The organism is Neobacillus sp. PS3-12 (genome assembly GCF_030915385.1).
GTDB lineage: Bacteria > Bacillota > Bacilli > Bacillales > Cytobacillaceae > JAEVLT01.
Window position 1 is genome coordinate 5,167,693 of sequence record NZ_CP133268.1, and the last position, 18,183, is coordinate 5,185,875.

At 36.4% G+C, this 18,183-nt stretch carries 21 protein-coding genes; 15 read left to right on the plus strand and 6 right to left on the minus strand.

Annotated elements, in window-relative coordinates; all coding sequences use genetic code 11:
• Positions 1 to 108: 108 nt before the first annotated feature.
• Entirely contained in the window at positions 109 to 1,986 is a 1,878-nt protein-coding gene (gene htpG / locus RCG17_RS25880) for a molecular chaperone HtpG (RefSeq protein ID WP_308172886.1), read from the plus strand.
• A 62-nt stretch (positions 1,987 to 2,048) separates the two neighbouring features.
• On the opposite strand, the gene RCG17_RS25885 is transcribed toward htpG, so the two are convergent.
• On the minus strand, positions 2,049 to 2,189 hold the full coding sequence (locus tag RCG17_RS25885; RefSeq protein ID WP_308172887.1) for a hypothetical protein: 141 nt from the start codon (positions 2,187 to 2,189) through the stop codon (positions 2,049 to 2,051).
• Between the two features lie 181 nt (positions 2,190 to 2,370).
• On the opposite strand from RCG17_RS25885, the gene RCG17_RS25890 reads away from it, so the two are divergent.
• The 4 genes from RCG17_RS25890 to RCG17_RS25905 all read left to right on the plus strand — a co-directional run bounded on the left by RCG17_RS25890 (position 2,371) and on the right by RCG17_RS25905 (position 4,775).
• Positions 2,371 to 2,802 (plus strand): MarR family winged helix-turn-helix transcriptional regulator, encoded by a 432-nt coding sequence (locus RCG17_RS25890; RefSeq protein WP_308172888.1) that lies wholly within the window; start codon positions 2,371 to 2,373, stop codon positions 2,800 to 2,802.
• Entirely contained in the window at positions 2,795 to 4,021 is a 1,227-nt protein-coding gene (locus tag RCG17_RS25895) for an MFS transporter (RefSeq protein ID WP_308172889.1), read from the plus strand. The genes RCG17_RS25890 and RCG17_RS25895 overlap by 8 nt, the downstream gene beginning before the upstream one ends.
• A gap of 83 nt (positions 4,022 to 4,104) precedes the next feature.
• Positions 4,105 to 4,281, plus strand: coding sequence for a hypothetical protein (locus RCG17_RS25900; RefSeq protein ID WP_308172890.1), 177 nt, complete (start codon positions 4,105 to 4,107; stop codon positions 4,279 to 4,281).
• A gap of 242 nt (positions 4,282 to 4,523) precedes the next feature.
• Positions 4,524 to 4,775: a hypothetical protein gene (locus RCG17_RS25905; RefSeq protein ID WP_308172891.1), complete on the plus strand. Its 252-nt coding sequence runs from the start codon at positions 4,524 to 4,526 to the stop codon at positions 4,773 to 4,775.
• Positions 4,776 to 4,822: 47 nt separating this feature from the next.
• On the opposite strand, the gene RCG17_RS25910 is transcribed toward RCG17_RS25905, so the two are convergent.
• Complete coding sequence (locus RCG17_RS25910; protein ID WP_308172892.1) at positions 4,823 to 5,146, minus strand: hypothetical protein; 324 nt, start codon at positions 5,144 to 5,146, stop codon at positions 4,823 to 4,825.
• Positions 5,147 to 5,328: 182 nt separating this feature from the next.
• On the opposite strand from RCG17_RS25910, the gene megL reads away from it, so the two are divergent.
• From megL to RCG17_RS25935, 5 genes are all read left to right on the plus strand, one after another.
• The gene (gene megL, locus RCG17_RS25915) at positions 5,329 to 6,513 is read left to right on the plus strand and encodes a methionine gamma-lyase (RefSeq protein ID WP_308172893.1); all 1,185 of its coding nucleotides are present in this window, start codon (positions 5,329 to 5,331) and stop codon (positions 6,511 to 6,513) included.
• A 202-nt stretch (positions 6,514 to 6,715) separates the two neighbouring features.
• Positions 6,716 to 8,272, plus strand: a complete 1,557-nt coding sequence (locus tag RCG17_RS25920) for a spore germination protein (RefSeq protein ID WP_308172894.1) — start codon at positions 6,716 to 6,718, stop codon at positions 8,270 to 8,272.
• Complete coding sequence (locus tag RCG17_RS25925; protein ID WP_308172895.1) at positions 8,269 to 9,423, plus strand: Ger(x)C family spore germination protein; 1,155 nt, start codon at positions 8,269 to 8,271, stop codon at positions 9,421 to 9,423. The genes RCG17_RS25920 and RCG17_RS25925 overlap by 4 nt, the downstream gene beginning before the upstream one ends.
• A gap of 4 nt (positions 9,424 to 9,427) precedes the next feature.
• Positions 9,428 to 9,652 (plus strand): hypothetical protein, encoded by a 225-nt coding sequence (locus RCG17_RS25930; RefSeq protein WP_308172896.1) that lies wholly within the window; start codon positions 9,428 to 9,430, stop codon positions 9,650 to 9,652.
• Entirely contained in the window at positions 9,649 to 10,740 is a 1,092-nt protein-coding gene (locus RCG17_RS25935) for a GerAB/ArcD/ProY family transporter (RefSeq protein WP_308172897.1), read from the plus strand. Before RCG17_RS25930 ends, RCG17_RS25935 begins: the two co-directional genes overlap by 4 nt.
• 591 nt (positions 10,741 to 11,331) lie before the next feature.
• Here RCG17_RS25935 and RCG17_RS25940 read toward each other — a convergent pair.
• From RCG17_RS25940 to RCG17_RS25955, 4 genes are all read right to left on the minus strand, one after another.
• Positions 11,332 to 11,607: a YqhV family protein gene (locus RCG17_RS25940; RefSeq protein WP_308172898.1), complete on the minus strand. Its 276-nt coding sequence runs from the start codon at positions 11,605 to 11,607 to the stop codon at positions 11,332 to 11,334.
• 120 nt (positions 11,608 to 11,727) lie between these two features.
• On the minus strand, positions 11,728 to 12,492 hold the full coding sequence (locus tag RCG17_RS25945; RefSeq protein ID WP_308172899.1) for a sulfite exporter TauE/SafE family protein: 765 nt from the start codon (positions 12,490 to 12,492) through the stop codon (positions 11,728 to 11,730).
• 134 nt (positions 12,493 to 12,626) lie between these two features.
• Positions 12,627 to 12,917 carry a hypothetical protein gene (locus RCG17_RS25950; protein ID WP_308172900.1) on the minus strand — a complete coding sequence of 97 codons (291 nt, stop codon included), beginning with the start codon at positions 12,915 to 12,917 and terminating at the stop codon, positions 12,627 to 12,629.
• Between the two features lie 26 nt (positions 12,918 to 12,943).
• Positions 12,944 to 14,164, minus strand: coding sequence for an MFS transporter (locus RCG17_RS25955; RefSeq protein ID WP_308175959.1), 1,221 nt, complete (start codon positions 14,162 to 14,164; stop codon positions 12,944 to 12,946).
• 188 nt (positions 14,165 to 14,352) lie between these two features.
• Between RCG17_RS25955 and RCG17_RS25960 the strand changes: the two genes are divergently transcribed.
• The 5 genes from RCG17_RS25960 to cysC are packed head-to-tail and all read left to right on the plus strand — an operon-like array spanning position 14,353 to position 18,181.
• A complete protein-coding gene (locus RCG17_RS25960; RefSeq protein ID WP_308172901.1) occupies positions 14,353 to 15,138 on the plus strand; it encodes a phosphosulfolactate synthase in 786 nt (261 codons plus the stop codon).
• Positions 15,104 to 15,640: a histidine phosphatase family protein gene (locus RCG17_RS25965; RefSeq protein ID WP_308172902.1), complete on the plus strand. Its 537-nt coding sequence runs from the start codon at positions 15,104 to 15,106 to the stop codon at positions 15,638 to 15,640. Before RCG17_RS25960 ends, RCG17_RS25965 begins: the two co-directional genes overlap by 35 nt.
• A gap of 35 nt (positions 15,641 to 15,675) precedes the next feature.
• On the plus strand, positions 15,676 to 16,377 hold the full coding sequence (locus tag RCG17_RS25970) for a phosphoadenylyl-sulfate reductase (protein ID WP_308175960.1): 702 nt from the start codon (positions 15,676 to 15,678) through the stop codon (positions 16,375 to 16,377).
• A 45-nt stretch (positions 16,378 to 16,422) separates the two neighbouring features.
• Complete coding sequence (gene sat / locus RCG17_RS25975; protein ID WP_308172903.1) at positions 16,423 to 17,568, plus strand: sulfate adenylyltransferase; 1,146 nt, start codon at positions 16,423 to 16,425, stop codon at positions 17,566 to 17,568.
• Positions 17,569 to 17,581: 13 nt separating this feature from the next.
• Positions 17,582 to 18,181: an adenylyl-sulfate kinase gene (gene cysC / locus RCG17_RS25980; RefSeq protein WP_308172904.1), complete on the plus strand. Its 600-nt coding sequence runs from the start codon at positions 17,582 to 17,584 to the stop codon at positions 18,179 to 18,181.
• Positions 18,182 to 18,183 lie beyond the last annotated feature (2 nt).

Genomic DNA, 18,183 nt, shown 5'->3' on the forward strand with positions numbered 1-18,183 from the left:
ATTTATTCTGGCGTATTGACACGAAAATTCACTATTATTAAAATAATGATTAGCACTCATCATTAAAGAGTGCTAATAAAATTCTGAAGATTGAAAGGAGATATTATCGTGGAAGTGAAACAATTTCAAGCAGAGTCTAAAAGGCTTTTAGATATGATGATTCACTCGATATACTCACAGAGGGAAATCTTTTTAAGAGAGCTTATTTCGAATGCAAGCGATGCAATTGACAAAATCTATTATAAGGCATTAACAGATGATTCTTTAACATTCGACAAAGGCAACTACTACATAAAAGTGGAATTCAATAAGGAAAACAGGACGCTAAAGATAATTGACTCCGGAATTGGCATGACTAAAGATGAGCTGGAAAATAATCTTGGTGTCATTGCCAAAAGCGGTTCTTTAGCATTTAAGAATGAAACAGATGTAAAGGATGGACACGAAATCATTGGCCAATTTGGTGTTGGTTTTTATTCAGCGTTTATGGTAGCAGATGTTGTTACCGTAATTAGTAAAGCATTGGGCAGTGACACCGCATATAAGTGGGAATCGGAAGGTGCAGATGGCTACACGATTACTCCTTGTGAGAAAGAAGCTGTAGGAACCGAGATTACTTTAAAAATTAAAGAAAATACTGAAGACGAAAACTATGATGAGTTTTTAGAGGAATACCGCCTAAAATCGATAATCAAGAAGTACTCTGATTTCATTCGCTATCCAATTAAGATGGATGTAATCGAAAGAAAACAAAAAGATGGCAGTGAATCAGAATACGAGGATGTAAAAGAAGAACAAATCATCAATAGCATGGTTCCAATTTGGCGAAAAAACAAAAAGGAACTTACGGACGAAGACTATAATAATTTTTATGCTGAAAAACGATACGGCTTTGACCAGCCAATTAAACATATCCATATCAGTGTTGATGGTGCTGTCAGATATAATGCAATTTTATTTATTCCTGAAAAAATACCGTTTGACTATTATTCACAGGAATATGAAAAGGGCTTGGAATTATACTCTAATGGCGTGTTAATTATGAACAAATGTGCCGACCTGCTTCCGGATTATTTCAGTTTTGTAAAAGGAATGGTCGATTCTGAAGATTTATCGCTAAATATATCGAGAGAAATGCTGCAGCAGGATCGTCAATTGAAGTTAATTGCCAAAAATATCAGCAAAAAAATAAAGAGTGAACTACAAAGTTTGCTTAAAGAAGATCGCCAGAAATATGAAGAATTTTATAACTCCTTTGGCCGCCAGTTAAAATTTGGTGTTTACAATGATTTTGGCACCAATAAAGAATTACTGCAGGATTTGCTGTTATTCTATTCTTCCAAGGAGAAAAAATTAGTTAGCTTAGAGGAATATGTTTCAAGAATGCCAGAGGACCAAAAATACATTTATTATGCTACAGGTGATTCAATCGAGAGAATTGATAAGCTTCCGCAAACAGAGGTTGTGGCTGATAAAGGGTATGAGATTCTGTATTTCACCGATGATATTGATGAGTTTGCGATTAAAATGCTAATGACCTATAAAGAGAAAGAATTTAAGTCTGTATCAAGCGGTGATTTAGGCATAGAAGATGAAAATCAAAATGAGCAGACTGCCGATGATAACGAAAACAAAGAGCTTTTTGATTTAATGAAAACCATTCTGGCAGAAAAAGTTAAAGAGGTCCGCATATCAAAAAGATTAAAATCACACCCTGTATGTTTAACTACAGATGGTGAGATTACGCTTGAAATGGAAAAAGTATTGAAAGCAATGCCAAATAATCAAAACATAAAAGCAGAAAAAGTACTCGAAATTAATGTGAATCACGAAGTATTCAATGCCTTAAAGTCTGCATTTGAGCACGATAAAGAGAAATTAACATTATATACAAATCTCCTTTATAACCAAGCCCTTTTAATTGAAGGTTTACCAATCAATGACCCTGTTGAGTTTACAAACGATATTTGCAAAATTATGGTTTAAAAGAAGAAAGGAAAAGCTGTCACTTTATTAGTGTGACAGCTTTTTTTATGCCTGACATAATACTATTCCTCTTGTTTTAAGGGGTCAACTCGTTTGGAATCTTCTGGATTCAGTGGACCAGATCTTAGAAAGTAAAAAAATACTCTGCCAATAAGCCCAAGGGCAATAATATACCCAATGGTTACCGTCCATAAATACGCCATGAAAATCCCTCCCTTTATAGATGTATATGTCGAGGGCATAAAAATATCAATCTGCTTTGGAGAACAAATATGAATATAAATGTGAATAAAATGTGTCTAATTATTGACAAATTATTTTTAAAGAGTATAGTAAAGGAGTTATTAATAGTTACTTAGGGTAACTAAATTGCTGGAGGGAACTATGCAAGGGTTTTTTCAACGGTATCTTTTATTATATCGGCCTCTTATTAGCCGTTTAAACGAGCTTTTAAGTGAATCTGAATTATCCTACTCATTATGGCAGGTTATTTTTTTTGTCAAAAATAATGGACCTTCAACGCTTGTTGAAATTTCTGTTCATTTTAATGTTGAAAAGCCTACGATCACCAGGACGGTCCAACGTCTCGAGGAGAAACAAATAATAAAAGTGATACAGGGTAAAGATCGACGAGAAAAAATTATAACGTTATCGGAATCTGGTGAAGATCTTTATCAAACCTGCCGACAAAAGATAACAAAGCTGGAGTACGAGGTAATGCGAGGTATTCCAAGAGATGAACTAAACGCAGTATTTGAAATCCTTCCAAAAATACGAGAAAACATCATAAATCTAGAGGGAGATCGACATGAATAAACCGAAATTATGGACAAAAGATTTTTTAATTGTCTCAGCAGCAAACTTTTTTCTTTACTTTACATTTTACTTGTTAATGGTTTCGATCACTGTGTTTGCAACTGAAAAATTCCATGCAACACCAAGTCAAGCGGGATTAGCTTCGGGTATTTTCGTCGTAGGAACGCTGATTGCACGCCTTTTTTCAGGAAGATCCATTGATCGTATAGGTTGGAAAAGAATGCTTTACATTGGATTTATCCTCTTTTTACTTACCACTGGCCTATATTTCTGGGTTACGAATTTAAACTTTTTATTGGTAAACCGCTTTTTAAATGGGGCAGCATTAGGGATTGCTTCTACTGCGACCGGGACAATCGTTGCAAAAATTATTCCACATGAGCGCCGTGGGGAAGGAACAGGTTACTATGCGTTAAGTGTTACTTTGGCAGCAGCGATCGGGCCCTTTTTAGGAATGTATCTTGGAGAACATGCTGGCTATAATAGTAACTTCACATTATGTATTGTTCTTTTAGCTTTAAGTTTTGTAGCTGTATTTTTTGTGAAAGTTCCAAAAATAGTGTTTTCAAGTGATCAACTAGCTAAAATGAAGGGGTTATCGTTCAGAAACTTTTTTGAACCAAAAGCATTTCCAATTTCCATTATTGGTTTTTTCATTGCCTTTGGATATTCAAGCATTCTTACTTTCCTGACTTCCTACGCAAAGGAAATCAATCTGGTGGATGTCGGAAGTTTCTTCTTTATTGTCTATGCAGTTTTCATTCTAGTTTCAAGACCTTTTACAGGCCGATGGTTTGATCAAAAAGGTGAAAACTTTGTTATGTACCCGTCATTCTTGCTATTTGCTATCGCGCTCTTGGTGTTAAGTATGGCGCATCAAGGGTTTGTTCTACTTGCAGCAGGTGCATTAGTTGGTTTGGGATATGGTACGCTTTCTTCAAGCGGTCAAGCAATATCTATTAAAGTATCACCTAAAGAAAGGATGGGGTTGGCAACTTCTTCCTGGTTCATCTTTTTAGATGGCGGGATTGGTATCGGCCCATTTATTCTTGGATTTTTAATTCCATTTATGGGTTACAGAGGTCTGTACTTAATTATGGCGGTTGTTCTGTTTTCTTGTTTATTTCTATATTATTTCTTGCATGGTAGAGAAGCAAGTATGCAAAAAGCTCTTATTCAGTCAAATCAAGTTTCAGGTGTAAAAGTATCTGCAAAATAATGGTTCTCCTTTTTAATAATTTGTAATTTTTATCACTGCAAGGAATATTGTTTCTTCTTTATATTGTATATGGAGGTGCAGTGATGAAGGTAAATTATCCGATTAAGAACGATATTGAAATTAAAGTAATCAAGGATGAACTTAAGCCATTTGGTGGACGCTGTGCAAAAGTCGTTGATGGAGTCCTCGAATATCAAATTAAAGATGAGAATAAAGATGCAGCATTTGAACATCTGAAAGGTAAAGGAATAATATCCTAAATCTAAAAAGGTGTTAGCAGTTTTTACAGTTTAGCAGTGGATTTTAAAAAAAATCCACTGCTTTTTATTTTTTATGAATGAAATGGGAATATTATATAAGGTCTTCAAAAAATTGTTAAATAGTTCACACAATTTTCAAATTTCTAAGTTTCTATAAGTGGTAATCTATTCTTAAGAGATATGTTATGTTATTCATTTTATTGTGAATAATTTAACAAAATATAGAGACGGAGGGATATATAATGTTTATTCATTTAAAGGTACTAGATTCGAATTCAGGCGATTATTTTGAAACAGAAGCTGTTTTACTTGGGGACGGGAGTGCAGTATATAACGATGGCGGGAATCTTTCTGTAGAACCTGTCATGTGTGTGAATGGACACTACGAAGTTGCTTTACATTGCAAATCAGGCGATATCTTTACGCAGGATCCATCCATAATTGATCGAATAAGTGAAATGGCAGCAGAGGATTTTATTACTTTATGTGAGTAACCGAAAACTCAGTTACCTAATAAAATTCCTAGAATACACAATGTGTTCTAGGAATTTTTCTTTTCATGTAATGATCTGAAAATTTGGGTATGCATACTTCCTTCAGCGATATGCTTAAGAAAAAAATCACCAATGATTTTTAAGTAATTCTCATCATCAAACATTTTTTTATCTTGAAGTTCCATTTCTGCTAATCCTTCATATTTAGACAACAAACCATAGGTATGATCAGCGCCTGTAATTGGTGACAAAATCTCCACAGTGTGATCGTATTGTTCATTTCTGAATTTTTGAATCTCCTTTAAATTTTCAATTCCTTCTTTAAATTTGTCTTGTTTGATAACAAAGGTCTGATAAACATAAATAGACAAAGGAGCACCTCCAACGATTATAAAAACTAAGATTATTATTTGTTATTTTCCTTCATTTATTAAAAATCTCTAAGCAAAAGAAATTTGAGCTTACCGTAAAAGGCTTAAACTATCTATTATAAAACACATATGATAAATAAAGGGAACTAAAAAAGATGGCTACATGATGAGGGGGCTCCCAAATGGATGGAAATAAGTTAAGTTTTGAAACAGAAGTCATTCATGGAAAGTATTTTTCACAGGAACATCAAGCAAGCTTGGTTCCTCCTTTGTATCAGACATCTACTTTTATTTTTGATACCGCTGAACAAGGTGAAAAACGATTTGCTGGGACAGAAGCCGGATTTATTTATTCCCGCTTAGGGAATCCAACTGTAAAAATACTAGAGGATAAAATTGCTTCTTTAGAAAATGGGGAAGCAGCTTTAGCATTCTCCTCAGGTATGGCAGCCATTTCTGCTGCGCTCATAGAACTAACGAAAACAGGTGATCATATTCTTTGTTCACAGGGGATATATGGCTGTACCTTTGATTTATTAAGGTTATTAAACGAAAAGTACAAGATTGAATACAGTTTTTCACAGATGAATACTAAAGAGGAATTAAAAAATCAAATCCACACTAATACCACATGTATTTATATCGAAACTCCCATTAATCCAACAATGATGCTTGTTGATTTAGAAATGGTTGCAAGTGTTGCCAGCGAGATGGGTATTCCTGTTGTAGTTGATAATACCTTTTGTTCCCCTTATTTACAAACCCCTGTTTCCTTAGGGTGTGAAGTTGTAATACACAGTGCAACAAAATATATATGTGGACACGGGGATGTAATTGCTGGTTTAGTAGTCGGTAAAAAGGATTTTATTAAGAAAATGTCGCAAACAACCCAAAAGGATATTGGTGGAGTCATTTCCCCATTTGATGCATGGCTATTATTAAGAGGTTTAAAAACACTGCCAATCCGTATGGACCGACATTGTGAAAATGCAAAGATATTATATGAATTTTTAAAAGACCATCCCAAAATACAAAAAATCTATTATCCAGGAGATGATCGTCACCCGGGTTTTCCAATTATGAAAAAACAAATGAAGAAACCTGGAGGAATGATTTCTTTTACGATAAAAGGAACGAAGGAAACAGCTCAAGCCTTTATGAATCAATTGAAGCTTATTAAATTAGCAGTTAGTCTTGGAGATCCTGAGACATTAATCCAGCATCCTGCATCAATGACCCATGCTGTGATTCCTATTGAAGAACGTATAAAAATGGGAATTGAAGATACTTTATTACGACTTTCTGTTGGTCTTGAAGCATGGGAGGATATTAAAGCAGACTTGGAACAGGCGCTGGATAATATCTAAATTTGGATATTAATCGATTAAATTTAGGTCTAAATACGTTTATGGTCCCTTTGCAAAATGCATGGGGATTTTTTAATAGCTATAATCGCATTTCTGTGAAAAGGGATATTTTTCTATACTGAGGATATATTAATATTCGAGTTTATTGTTATAACACCATTCAAATTTAACATCAATAAATTTATCCTTCGGAGTTTTAAAAATGAAAAAATATCGCAGGATTCTTGAAAAAAAACGTTCTTCACTTAATAGTGATCAAACAAATATAGAAATTCAAGCGAATTTAGAAACAAATATTGAAATTTTAAAAGATTTATTCAAAGACTGCTCTGATGTCGTCTTTCGTCCCTTTTTTGCAGGAAAATTAAAAGCATGTATTTTGTTTGTCGATGGCTTTATTGACACTGCAGCAATCGAAGTAAGTGGAATTAAGCAAATTTTAAATGAAGTTAAAGAAAAAGAAATATCCGCAGAAGTATTAATGGAACAAATCATTTCTTTAAGTGCTGTAGAGGAAACATCCAAGCTTGATGAGGTTGTCACAAATGTATTAAAGGGCAATACACTTTTATTAATAGATAAAGCAAAGAAAGCACTAATTTTTGATGAAAAAGGAGGGCAAAGAAGAGGAGTTGGAGAACCGGAAACTGAATCTGCAGTAAGAGGGCCGCGAGAAGGTTTTACAGAGATTCTTAGAGTAAATACAGCTTTAATCCGACATAGAATCCGTTCTAATCGGCTGAAAATTATCTCAAGAGACATTGGTGAGGAAACGAATACAGGACTGGCGATCTTGTACGTTGAGGGATTAGCTTCCCCTGAATTAGTAGAAGAGGTATTAAACAGAATTGATCGGATTAAAATTGACGGTGTTTTAGACAGTGGCTATATAGAAGAGTTTATTGAAGACAGTCCTTGGAGTTTGTTTCCGCAAATACAGAATACTGAACGTCCTGACACGGTGGCGGCCAATTTACTGGAAGGCAGAATTGCCATCATTGTTGATGGAACCCCATTTGTACTCATTGCGCCGGCTACATTTTGGCAATTTATGCAGGCGAGCTCAGATTATTACAATCGATTCCATATTTCTATTTTTTTAAGATTACTGCGCATCATATTGATGTTTTTTGCTCTTGAGTTACCTAGTATTTATGTAGCCATTACTACCTATCACCAAGAAATGATACCGACAACCCTTTTGTTCAGTATTGCTGCCAGCAGAGAAGCGATCCCATTCCCTGGGTTTGTCGAAGCACTGATTATGGAAATATCTTTTGAAGCGTTAAGGGAAGCGGGAGTTAGACTTCCTCAGATTGTCGGACAGGCTGTAAGTATTCTTGGTGCCCTTGTTATTGGGCAGGCTGCAGTTGAGGCAGGGATCGTTTCAGCACCCATGGTCATTGTTGTCTCGATTACGGGAATCGCATCATTTACAATGCCAAGGTACAATATGGCTATTTCCATACGTCTCCTTCGCTTTCCGTTGATGGTTTTAGCAGGGATGTTTGGTTTATTTGGAATTGTATTAGGAACCTTGGTGATCCTTACACACCTATGTAAAATGCGTTCATTTGGCATCCCGTATTTCTGGCCTTTAGCTCCAATGAATCCACAATCGTTAAAGGATATATTCATTCGTGTACCTTGGTGGGCAATGGATCAGAGACCTGATCAAACAGTTAAAGAAGATACGGCGAGACAAACGGATCATTTAAAACCAAGCCCAAAACTAGGAGAAGAAGGGAGTCCTACATGAAAAAGCCTGCACTTCTTTTCGTTCTGATCTGCATGCCAGTATTTTTAACGGGATGTTGGGATCGGACAGAAATTAACGATTTAGCCATTGTAGTCGCAACGGCAGAAGATAAGGCTGGTAAGCAGGATTATCGTGTTACGATTCAAGCTCCCTTACCAAGTTCAATGGGAGGTTCAGGATCAAGTGGCGGAGGCGGGGGGACCAGTGGTGAAGGACCATTCTTGGTTGCTCAGGGAACAGGGAAAAACCTTAGACAGGGTGTTGATGATATTCAAAACAGACTATCTAGAAAGCTATATTTTCCACACCGTCGTGTTTTGATTCTTGGCGAAGATTTGGCAAAACGGGGTATCAATGAGTCCTTAAATGCTATTTTGGTTGAGCCGCAATCAAGGTTATCAACATTTCTTTTAATATCTAAAGGTGATTCACTTAACACGTTAAAGGCACAGCCCAGGATGGAACAATTTTCAGGAGAGGCCATTCGCGAAATGGCAAAAGCAAGGATTGAAATGACTGTAAGGGATGTGATTCTTGATTTGGAACGGCCTGGAAAAGAAGCAGTTATCCCAATGGTTGAAACCTCTTCCTTATTATCAAATGAAAAAAGTAAAACAGAAATTGCTATGAAAAGCTTTGCGGTTTTAAAAGGGGAAAAACTTTCTTTTATTACGAATGATGCTGAAACACTGGGAGTATTATGGCTGCGTGAAAAAATGGCAGGAAAAATCTTAACATTTCCTGTTATTGGTATTGATGAAGCAACCGTTCAAATTATAGATAATAATATCAAGCAAAAATTTGCGGTTGTTAATAAAAAACCAACATTTGCACTCTCCGTAAGGGCAACGGGAACTTTGGTTAATAACGAGGGGAACTATCGTTTAGAGGATCCAAAAACGTACCACATGGTGGTAGGAAAAATGAAAAAAGAAATCATTAAAGAAATCCAAAGCACTATTAATCATGCCCACTCTCAAGGAGTAGATCTATTTGGCTTTGGTTGGTATCTTTATCGAACCCATTATCAGAAATGGAATACTGATTGGAAAAATGGGTGGGAATATACATTAAAAGACTTGAAAGTAAGTGTAAGTGTGGATGCAGATATACAAAGGACGACAACATCTGGGAATGTAGAAAAGGAATGAAACTATGGATATTGGAATTATTGTAGTATGGATCAGTTTGCTTGGTTATATGGTTGTGGTTTATAAAGGGAAAAACGTAGAAAAAAAGGAGAGAAAATGGGTTTATTTATTAGTTATCACAGCTATTGGCTTTTCCATTCTGATCATGCTTAATATTTCATTAAATAATGTTATTTGGTTTTTAAACAATACATTTGGGGGAATATCAAGAATGGTTGTGAACATATGAGCCAAAAAGTATCCAATCTTCAACTAATGTTTTTAGTAGCAAATTTCATATTTTCCTCCAGTGTCATTAGTTTGCCTCAGATCATTGTTGAGATTTCGGGTCAAAATGGATGGCTTGTCCCAATTATTCTTTTGCCAATGTTTATGCTGATTATTTTCCTGGTCTTTGGAAGTAAGAAAAAATCCGATTCCTTAAAAAAGCTGTTTATCATCGGGGAAAAAAACTCTTATTGGGAAAAAGCGTTTATTGTTGTCTTCCTCCTCTTGGCAGTGTTAACCTTTGTTCGAGATTTAAGAGGATTAATTGATTTTGTCGCTTCTGTTCTTCTGCCAAATACCCCGATTGATGTACTAATGGTTCTCTCTATTTTAGTAATCTCTTACATTGCAATGTCAGGGATTGAGGTCATCTCAAGAATTAATATGATTTACTTTGTTCTCTTGACATTCATTGTTCTTATTATGCCGTTCTTTTTATTGAACGAATGGGAATTACAAAATTTACAGCCGCTTCCAAGCCTTCGAACAGTTAAGTCAATCGTCCATACCCTTTACTTTTCGTTTTCCTGGCTGGCGGAAATGTTCTTATTTTTAATCATTATTGCCAATGTAAATCCAGTACGGCAGGCAAGAAAAGCAGCATTTGCAGGCGCTGGTCTTGGACTCCTTCTTTTTTTTATTATCTTATTTCTCCAACTTTCGGTGCTGGGAACAAAAATTGTAAGAGAAGCTACGTACCCAACTTATATTTTAATTCAACAAATTAATTTGACAGATTTTCTTGACAGAATTGATTTGGTTATTGTCGTTATATGGATGCCGACACTCATTGCCAAGCTATCCTACCTCCTTTTTGCAGTTAATCATTGCTTAAGTCTTTTTTACAAATCAAGCACAAACAAGTTTTTATTCCCTATCTCTATTATCTTAGGACTCTTATCGGTTTTATTATTTAAAAACACAATGAATTTTCTCCATTATTCTTTTTATACTTGGGCTTCCTTGGGCTTAATTTTAGAGATTATTGTTATTTTTCTTTTCCTTCTTCTAAAAAGGAAAAAAATAAAAATTCTTGAAGGGACAGGCTAAGCTTTATAATGTTATTAGTATAAGGCTTCTAACTTGTCTGTTGATTGGCGCTCCAGGCACTTCGCTTTCCGCGGGCGTGCCGGGGAGCCTCCTCGGCGCGAAAAGCGCCTGTGGGGTCTCCCCAGCCCCGTACTCCCGCAGGAGTCTTCGTGCCTTCCGCGCCAATCAACGAGTGTTTTCAATAAAGTCCTACAGCTCAACTTATAAATAAAAAAATGGTGAAACCTATCTAACGAGCACAATTTGTAAAGGGCTATCGGACCGAAATATATTCTAAAAAAGTAGCCAGCCAAAACATAAAGAAGATTTCAACACTTTTAGCAAGGTTGGAAAAAAGGTGTGTGCATTACAATCGGTTAATTTGTATCCCTGTTGATTGGAGCGGAGGGCACTCGACTCCTGCGGGATCTAGAGGTCACTTGAGACCCCACAGGCGCCAGAGCGCCGAGGAGGCTCAAGGACCTCCCCGCGGAAAGCGAGTGCCCGGAGAGGAAATCAACAGGCACCATTTGCAGGGACTATCAAATAAAAAATTGCCGAGAAAATACTCTTTCTCGACAATCTGAGCCAATCTAAGTGATTGGCTATTTTTTACTTAGAAAGTACCGCATATAGGATTAAACCGATCCCACAAAATACAAGGAAAATTTTCATATAGGAGATTTCTCCAGCGATACCGCTTAATCCGATAGATGTGGTTAATATTAGGATAATCGGACCTACAAGTACGAGTGAACTATTTACAAGAAGTGCTTTTTCAATACTATTTAATTTTAGCATAAGAAGGGCTGCACTTATCTCAATACTTCCCGATAAGATCCTTAATAAGCCCATGGCTAAGACAACTTTTTCAATATTACTAAACAATGGATCACCCCAGCCGTAATCATTCTTTGTAAAACTATATGCTGTTGATAAGTCAAAAAGGACAAGTTTTCACAATTTCATAAAATGAAAAAAAGGCCGATTATAAAAAACGGCCAACAACTAAAGAAGTTTAATCCCACTGATTAGCAGCATTATTGCCAAAAGGGCACGGAGGGGCTTTGTTGGGAGCTTGGAGGATAAAGTACTGCCTAAAACAACACCTGGTATAGAGCCGAGCAATAGGTTCAACACCAGCATATAATTAACATTACCAATTTCGGCATGTATAATCCCCGCAGAAGTAACCAATAAAAAAGCATGTGCAATGTCTGTTCCAACCAGTTCAGATGGAGTCATTTTATATAAATACAGCATCGCAAGAGCAAAGAGTGATCCAGAACCAATCGAGGTCAATCCGACGATAAAGCCGACAACCGCTCCGATCGCAATCGTTAAACCACGTTTTTCATATAAGGGCTTCATTTGAATTCGATTCCATTCAAATTTATTCCTGAGGAAAGTCTTTGCAAGGGTAGCTAATGCAACTAAGATTAAGACATAGCCCAATGCGTGTTTGATTATCAGTTCTTGGTTATGGAAAAAAGAATCGAATAGATGGAGAACTCCAACCGCGAGAACTGCGCTTGGTATGCTGCCTATGGCCAGGTACTTCACTAACTTTACATTAATTGTCTTTTGCCGCCAATGCTGCAGCGAACCAAAAAATTTTGTAACCGAATTATACGCAAGATCTGTCCCGACGGCGATTGAGGGATGAATCCCTAATAATATAAGAACAGGCGTTAACAGGGCTGCGCCTCCAACACCTGTTAGTCCGACTAAAGAACCAACCAGAAATCCCATTATGATGATCCCAAAACTCATTAGGTGCACACTCCCGACTTACCTTTATCTATCTAAAAACCTATATGTCAATTTATGTTGAAGACAAATGCCTTGTTACATGAAATTTTATATAAATGAAAACCCAGCCATAAATCGGCTGGGTTTTTAAGTGTTTATTTTTGCTCTTTGTCATTTAATTCTATTTTTTTACATCCAACATACAAACAAGAGAAAATATCTAAGCCAGGCTTTGCTTTTGCTAATCCCTTCAAGTAAGGGGTGACTAAATCGCGGAAATCGGCACCAACGTCTTCTTCTTCTAAGATTCCATATACATAAAGTTTTTTTTCTGCGAATAAAAAAGCAATATTCCCGACACCTTTGTTCGTTGAATCGACCACATTTAACACTTGATACTCGGGTGTTATAACCTCAGGTGAAAAATAGATCTGCAATAATGTCATCTCCTTTAAAATTCTAACGTCAACTATTAAGTAAATTGCAATTTTTCAAATAATGTATCACTATTTTTGGAAGGTTCTTTTTTAGGTACATGGATTAGGATCATACAAAGTAATCCCGCAAATAAAGTTAAACCAGCAGTTGCCAAAAACATTCCAGTCCTGGACCATGCCATTAAAGCACTATACACTGGCGGTCCTATTGCTACGCCTAAAAACCTAACGGACCCATATAATGAGGTAACAAATCCACGGCGGTCTGTCGGAACTGATCCAGTTATGAAACTGTTAATACACGGAAGTGCAAGTCCTGTTCCGATGCTGCTGAAAACTAATACCGCAAAAAATGGGACTAGTTTGGAAAAAAAAACTAAACATGCAAATGAAGCCGTCATCAAGAGACAACCCAAAACGATTAAGGCTTTCATTCGTGACATTTTCTTGCCAATTTTGCTTCCCGTTATATAGGAAGTGGTAGTCATGAACAAAAGTGGAATTGCAAGAATGGCTCCTTTCAAGACCCCATCGATATGATGTGACTTTTCGAGTATGTCAGAAATATAAAATAAAATACCAAATAGAGTAAATAAACAGGTTGCACCTGTAAGATAGGCAGCAAAAAGCCAGCGCCCCTCGGTTTGAAAAACAGAAACAAGACCTTTTACATATTTTCTGAGCGGTGGAGGTTCTTTCTCCGCTTTTTTTTCTTTTACAAAAATGATCGTTAAAATGATTGAGGCAAGGCAAAAAATGGGAAAGGCAAAAAAAGCAGCATACCAGAAAAGGATTGCAAGCAATGAACCTAGGATTGGACTTATTACCTTACCAAATCCGTTTGAGGCTTCAACAAGACCAAGTACCTTACTTTGTTCGGCCCCCTTAAATAAATCGCCTGTTAATGCCATTGCAATGGGTGCAGTTCCGGCAGCACCCATTCCTTGTAAAACCCTTCCGACGAGAATCCACATATATTCATTTGAAAACCATTCAGCTGCAGCTCCTGCTAATAATCCGCCACTTCCATATATGATCAAAGAGGGGATAATAACAGCTTTTCGTGAAAATCGATCCGATAGATAACCAAGGATGGGTATTGAAATTGCTGCTGCAACCGAGAATACAGTAATCACTAAACTAACCTTAAATTGCGAAACATCCAGCTCTGTTTTCATTTTAGGCAGAACCGGAATCAACATCGAGTTTCCCAATACGAGAATCATGGGGATTGAACTGATGGCGAAAATTGTCATGCCCCTATGCTTTTGCTTTGGCAATGATTTACACCCCTAACTGTGAGAATTAGCTTTTCCTATTGTTTGAAGGATAGGTAGTGTTTATACAAGACAAAAGCCTAATTTATCTGGAAAAAGCCTATTCATTACACGTTCACCCAAATTTTGAATAATCTATCCTAGAAAAAAGAGGAGGCGGTTTCCCTATGGATTTTTTAAAAATACCAGAAAGGACTTCAAGACCCAGAACCTATGGTTTAACCTCGGTTATTGATTTTGGAACCCCATTGGGAGAACTAAAACATATTTTAACTGACTACAGCCATATTATTGACATAGCAAAAATAGGGATTGGTTCTGCATACGTGACACCAAATTTAAAAGAAAAAATTCAACTATATAAGGAAAATGGAATAAAACCATACTGTGGAGGAACCTTTTTTGAAAAATGTTTTTATCAAAATAAAATACCCGAATATCTTCAACTTTTACAGGAATTAGATATTGAATGGATTGAAATTTCAAATGGAACTCTAGATATTCCACTTTCAGAACGCCTCTATCTTATTTCTCAATTAAGAAAGGATTTTCATGTGATTGCAGAGGTTGGGTCGAAAGACCACGACAAGGATATGCCAATATCTGAATGGAAAAAAGAAATCATGATTTTATTAGAAGCGGGCTGCGATTATGTGATTACAGAAGGCAGAGATTCTGGTACATCTGGTATTTATGAAAGAAACGGGACAGTTAAACATGGATTCATCCGTGAATTAACAGATTCAATTGATTCTAAAAAAATTATTTTTGAGGCACCAACTGCAAAACAACAAATGTACTTTATAAATGAAGTTGGTGCTAATGTAAATTTAGGGAACATAAAGTTACACGATGTTTTGGTATTAGAAGCACAACGCTGTGGGTTAAGAAGCGAAACATTTTTTATGGAGGACGAGAATGCAAATTACCTTAATCCGACATCTACCAACTGAATGGAATAAAAAATCATTGCTTCAAGGTAGAAGAGATATTGATGTTTCTCCCCCAACAGATGAACTTAAAAGGGAAATAATAAGCAACAAGGAGTATTTAGAGAAAATTTCTCCTTTTGATTTAGTATTAGCAAGTTCGCTAAAAAGAACTCGGCAAACAGCCAATTTCTATGGATACAACGCACTGCCAGAAGAGTTATTAAACGAATTAGATTTTGGACCGTTTGAAGGAGTGCCGAAAAAAAGGTTAATCGAAAAGTATGGGGATGAGTGGCTTCATAATCCGAGGGAACTTGTTTTAGGTGAAAGCTTACAAAACCTTGAGGAAAGAATTGTCCTTTTTTTAGAAAAATTTCAAGTTTACGAAAATATTCTGGTATTTGGTCATGGTTCATGGATTAGGGCCCTGCTATCTTACAACCGAAATGGTGATATCAATCAAATGAATTATATACCAGTAAAAAACAATGAATGTATTACTATAGATATTTGTAACATCTAAAAGGGCATAAAAAAGGGGGAATGAAATTGGCGGAGATGTTAACATATGAAAATTGGGATGAACAAAAGCTGCAATCAATACTAAAAAACAAACCTGATTTTTTAGATATCTTAAAATGGGCTTTTCAAGAATATGGAGATGAAATTGTTTATTCGTGCAGCTTTGGGGCAGAGGGAATCGTACTCATTGATCTAATTCATAAGGTTAAAAAAGATGCAACCATCATTTTTTTAGACACTGGACTACATTTTCCTGAGACGTATGACTTAATAGACCAGATAAAAGAACGTTATTCCTCTTTACAAATTAGGATTGAAAAATCAAGAATATCTTTGGAAGAGCAAACCAAATGGTATGGCGATGACCTCTGGAAACATAATCCCAATCTCTGCTGCCACATGAGAAAGATTGTCCCCATGAAAGAAGCATTAAGTGATGTAAAAGCATGGATCTCCGGTTTAAGACGGGAGCAGTCTCCTTTAAGATCAAAAACTCAATATATAAATAAAGATGAAAAATTCCAAAAAGTAAAAGTTTGCCCGCTCATTCATTGGACCTGGGACGATATTATGACGTATATTCAACTAAACAATCTGCCATATAATCCATTGCACGATAAAGGTTATCCAAGTATTGGCTGTACTCCTTGCACAAGTCCTGTTTCAGAAACAGAAGATTCTCGCGCTGGCCGCTGGACAGGTAACAATAAAACAGAATGTGGGCTTCATCAACCATAGGATGGATTTGATCAACAGAACACAAATTGAGGAGGGAAAAATAAGATGGAAAGTGTTCCTCATGGCGGAAGATTGATCAATCGAGTTGAATTGGATTACTCAATTGACCTTTTACTAAATGAGATAGAATTAGATAATTTAGAGTTAAGCGATATAGAATTAATTGCAAATGGAGCATACAGTCCATTAGAAGGATTTATGGGAAAGAAGGACTATGATTCAGTAGTCGAACGAATGAGACTATCAAATGGTCTTCCTTGGTCATTACCAATTACATTAGCTGTAAATCAAAAAAAAGCGGAAGAGCTTTCGATTGGAGAAAAAGTGAATCTTGTCCATAATGGTTTGATTTATGGCGTCATGCAAATAACAGAAAAGTTTTCTCCAAGTAAGAAATTTGAGGCGAAAATGGTTTATCGAACAACTGATCTGGCGCATCCGGGTGTAAAAAAATTGTTTGAACGGCCAGATATTTATATTAGCGGGCCAATCTCCCTGATAAAAAAATCAGAAAAGGAAAAATTCCCTGCTTATTATCTTGATCCCATTCAAACAAGAGCAAGGTTTAAAGAACTAGGCTGGAAAACAGTGGTTGGGTTCCAAACCAGAAATCCAGTTCACCGTGCTCATGAGTATATTCAAAAATCCGCTTTAGAAACCGTAGATGGACTTTTTTTAAATCCTCTCGTGGGTGAAACAAAGGCTGATGATATTCCAAGTGAAATAAGAATGAAAAGCTACCAAGTACTTCTTGAGAATTATTATCCTAAAAACCGCGTATTTTTATCCGTATTTCCAGCGGCTATGAGATATGCTGGACCAAGAGAAGCTATTTTTCATGCGATTGTAAGAAAAAATTTTGGGTGTACCCATTTTATTGTAGGAAGAGATCATGCTGGAGTGGGAAATTACTACGGGACATATGATTCTCAGAAAATCTTCAGCCATTTTAGCGAAGAAGAATTGGGAATTAAACCGTTATTTTTTGAACATAGTTTTTACTGCAAAAAGTGCGAAAATATGGCATCGGAAAAAACCTGTCCGCATGAATCCGATCATCATGTGATACTATCTGGAACAAAAGTGAGAGGGATGCTAAAAAATGGAGAAAAACCTCCAAAAGAATTTAGCCGTCCTGAGGTAGTGGACATTCTAATTCAAGGAATGAAGGAAGTTTATTCAATTAACTAGAAGGGTGTAGCAAATGACGAAGGCAAACAATATAACCTGGCACCAATCAACCGTAAGCAAAAGAGACCGTCAGCTCATAAACGGACACAAAAGCTGTGTTCTTTGGTTCACCGGATTATCAGGGTCGGGCAAGTCAACTTTGGCAAATGCCGTGGACCATGAATTATATAAGCAAGGGATTAGTAGTTATGTTCTTGATGGGGATAACATACGTCATGGGTTAAATAAAGATTTGAGTTTTGGAAATAATGATCGCAAAGAAAACATCAGAAGAATTGGTGAAGTTGCTAAATTATTTGTCGACAGCGGTTTAATTGTCTCCTCCGCTTTTATCTCTCCTTTTCGAGAAGATCGTGTCCTGGTAAGAAGCATGTTTGAACCACAAGAGTTCATCGAAATTTTTCTCAATTGCCCTATTCAAGTATGTGAGAGTCGTGACCCAAAAGGACTATATAAAAAGGCGCGGCAAGGGGAAATTACTGATTTTACAGGAATAACTTCTCCCTATGAAATTCCCGATCATCCAGAAATAATTATTGAAACGAATTATACATCGATTGAGCAATCTATTGTGCAAATATTATCCTATTTAAAAGAGAAGAAGATCCTTTAAAG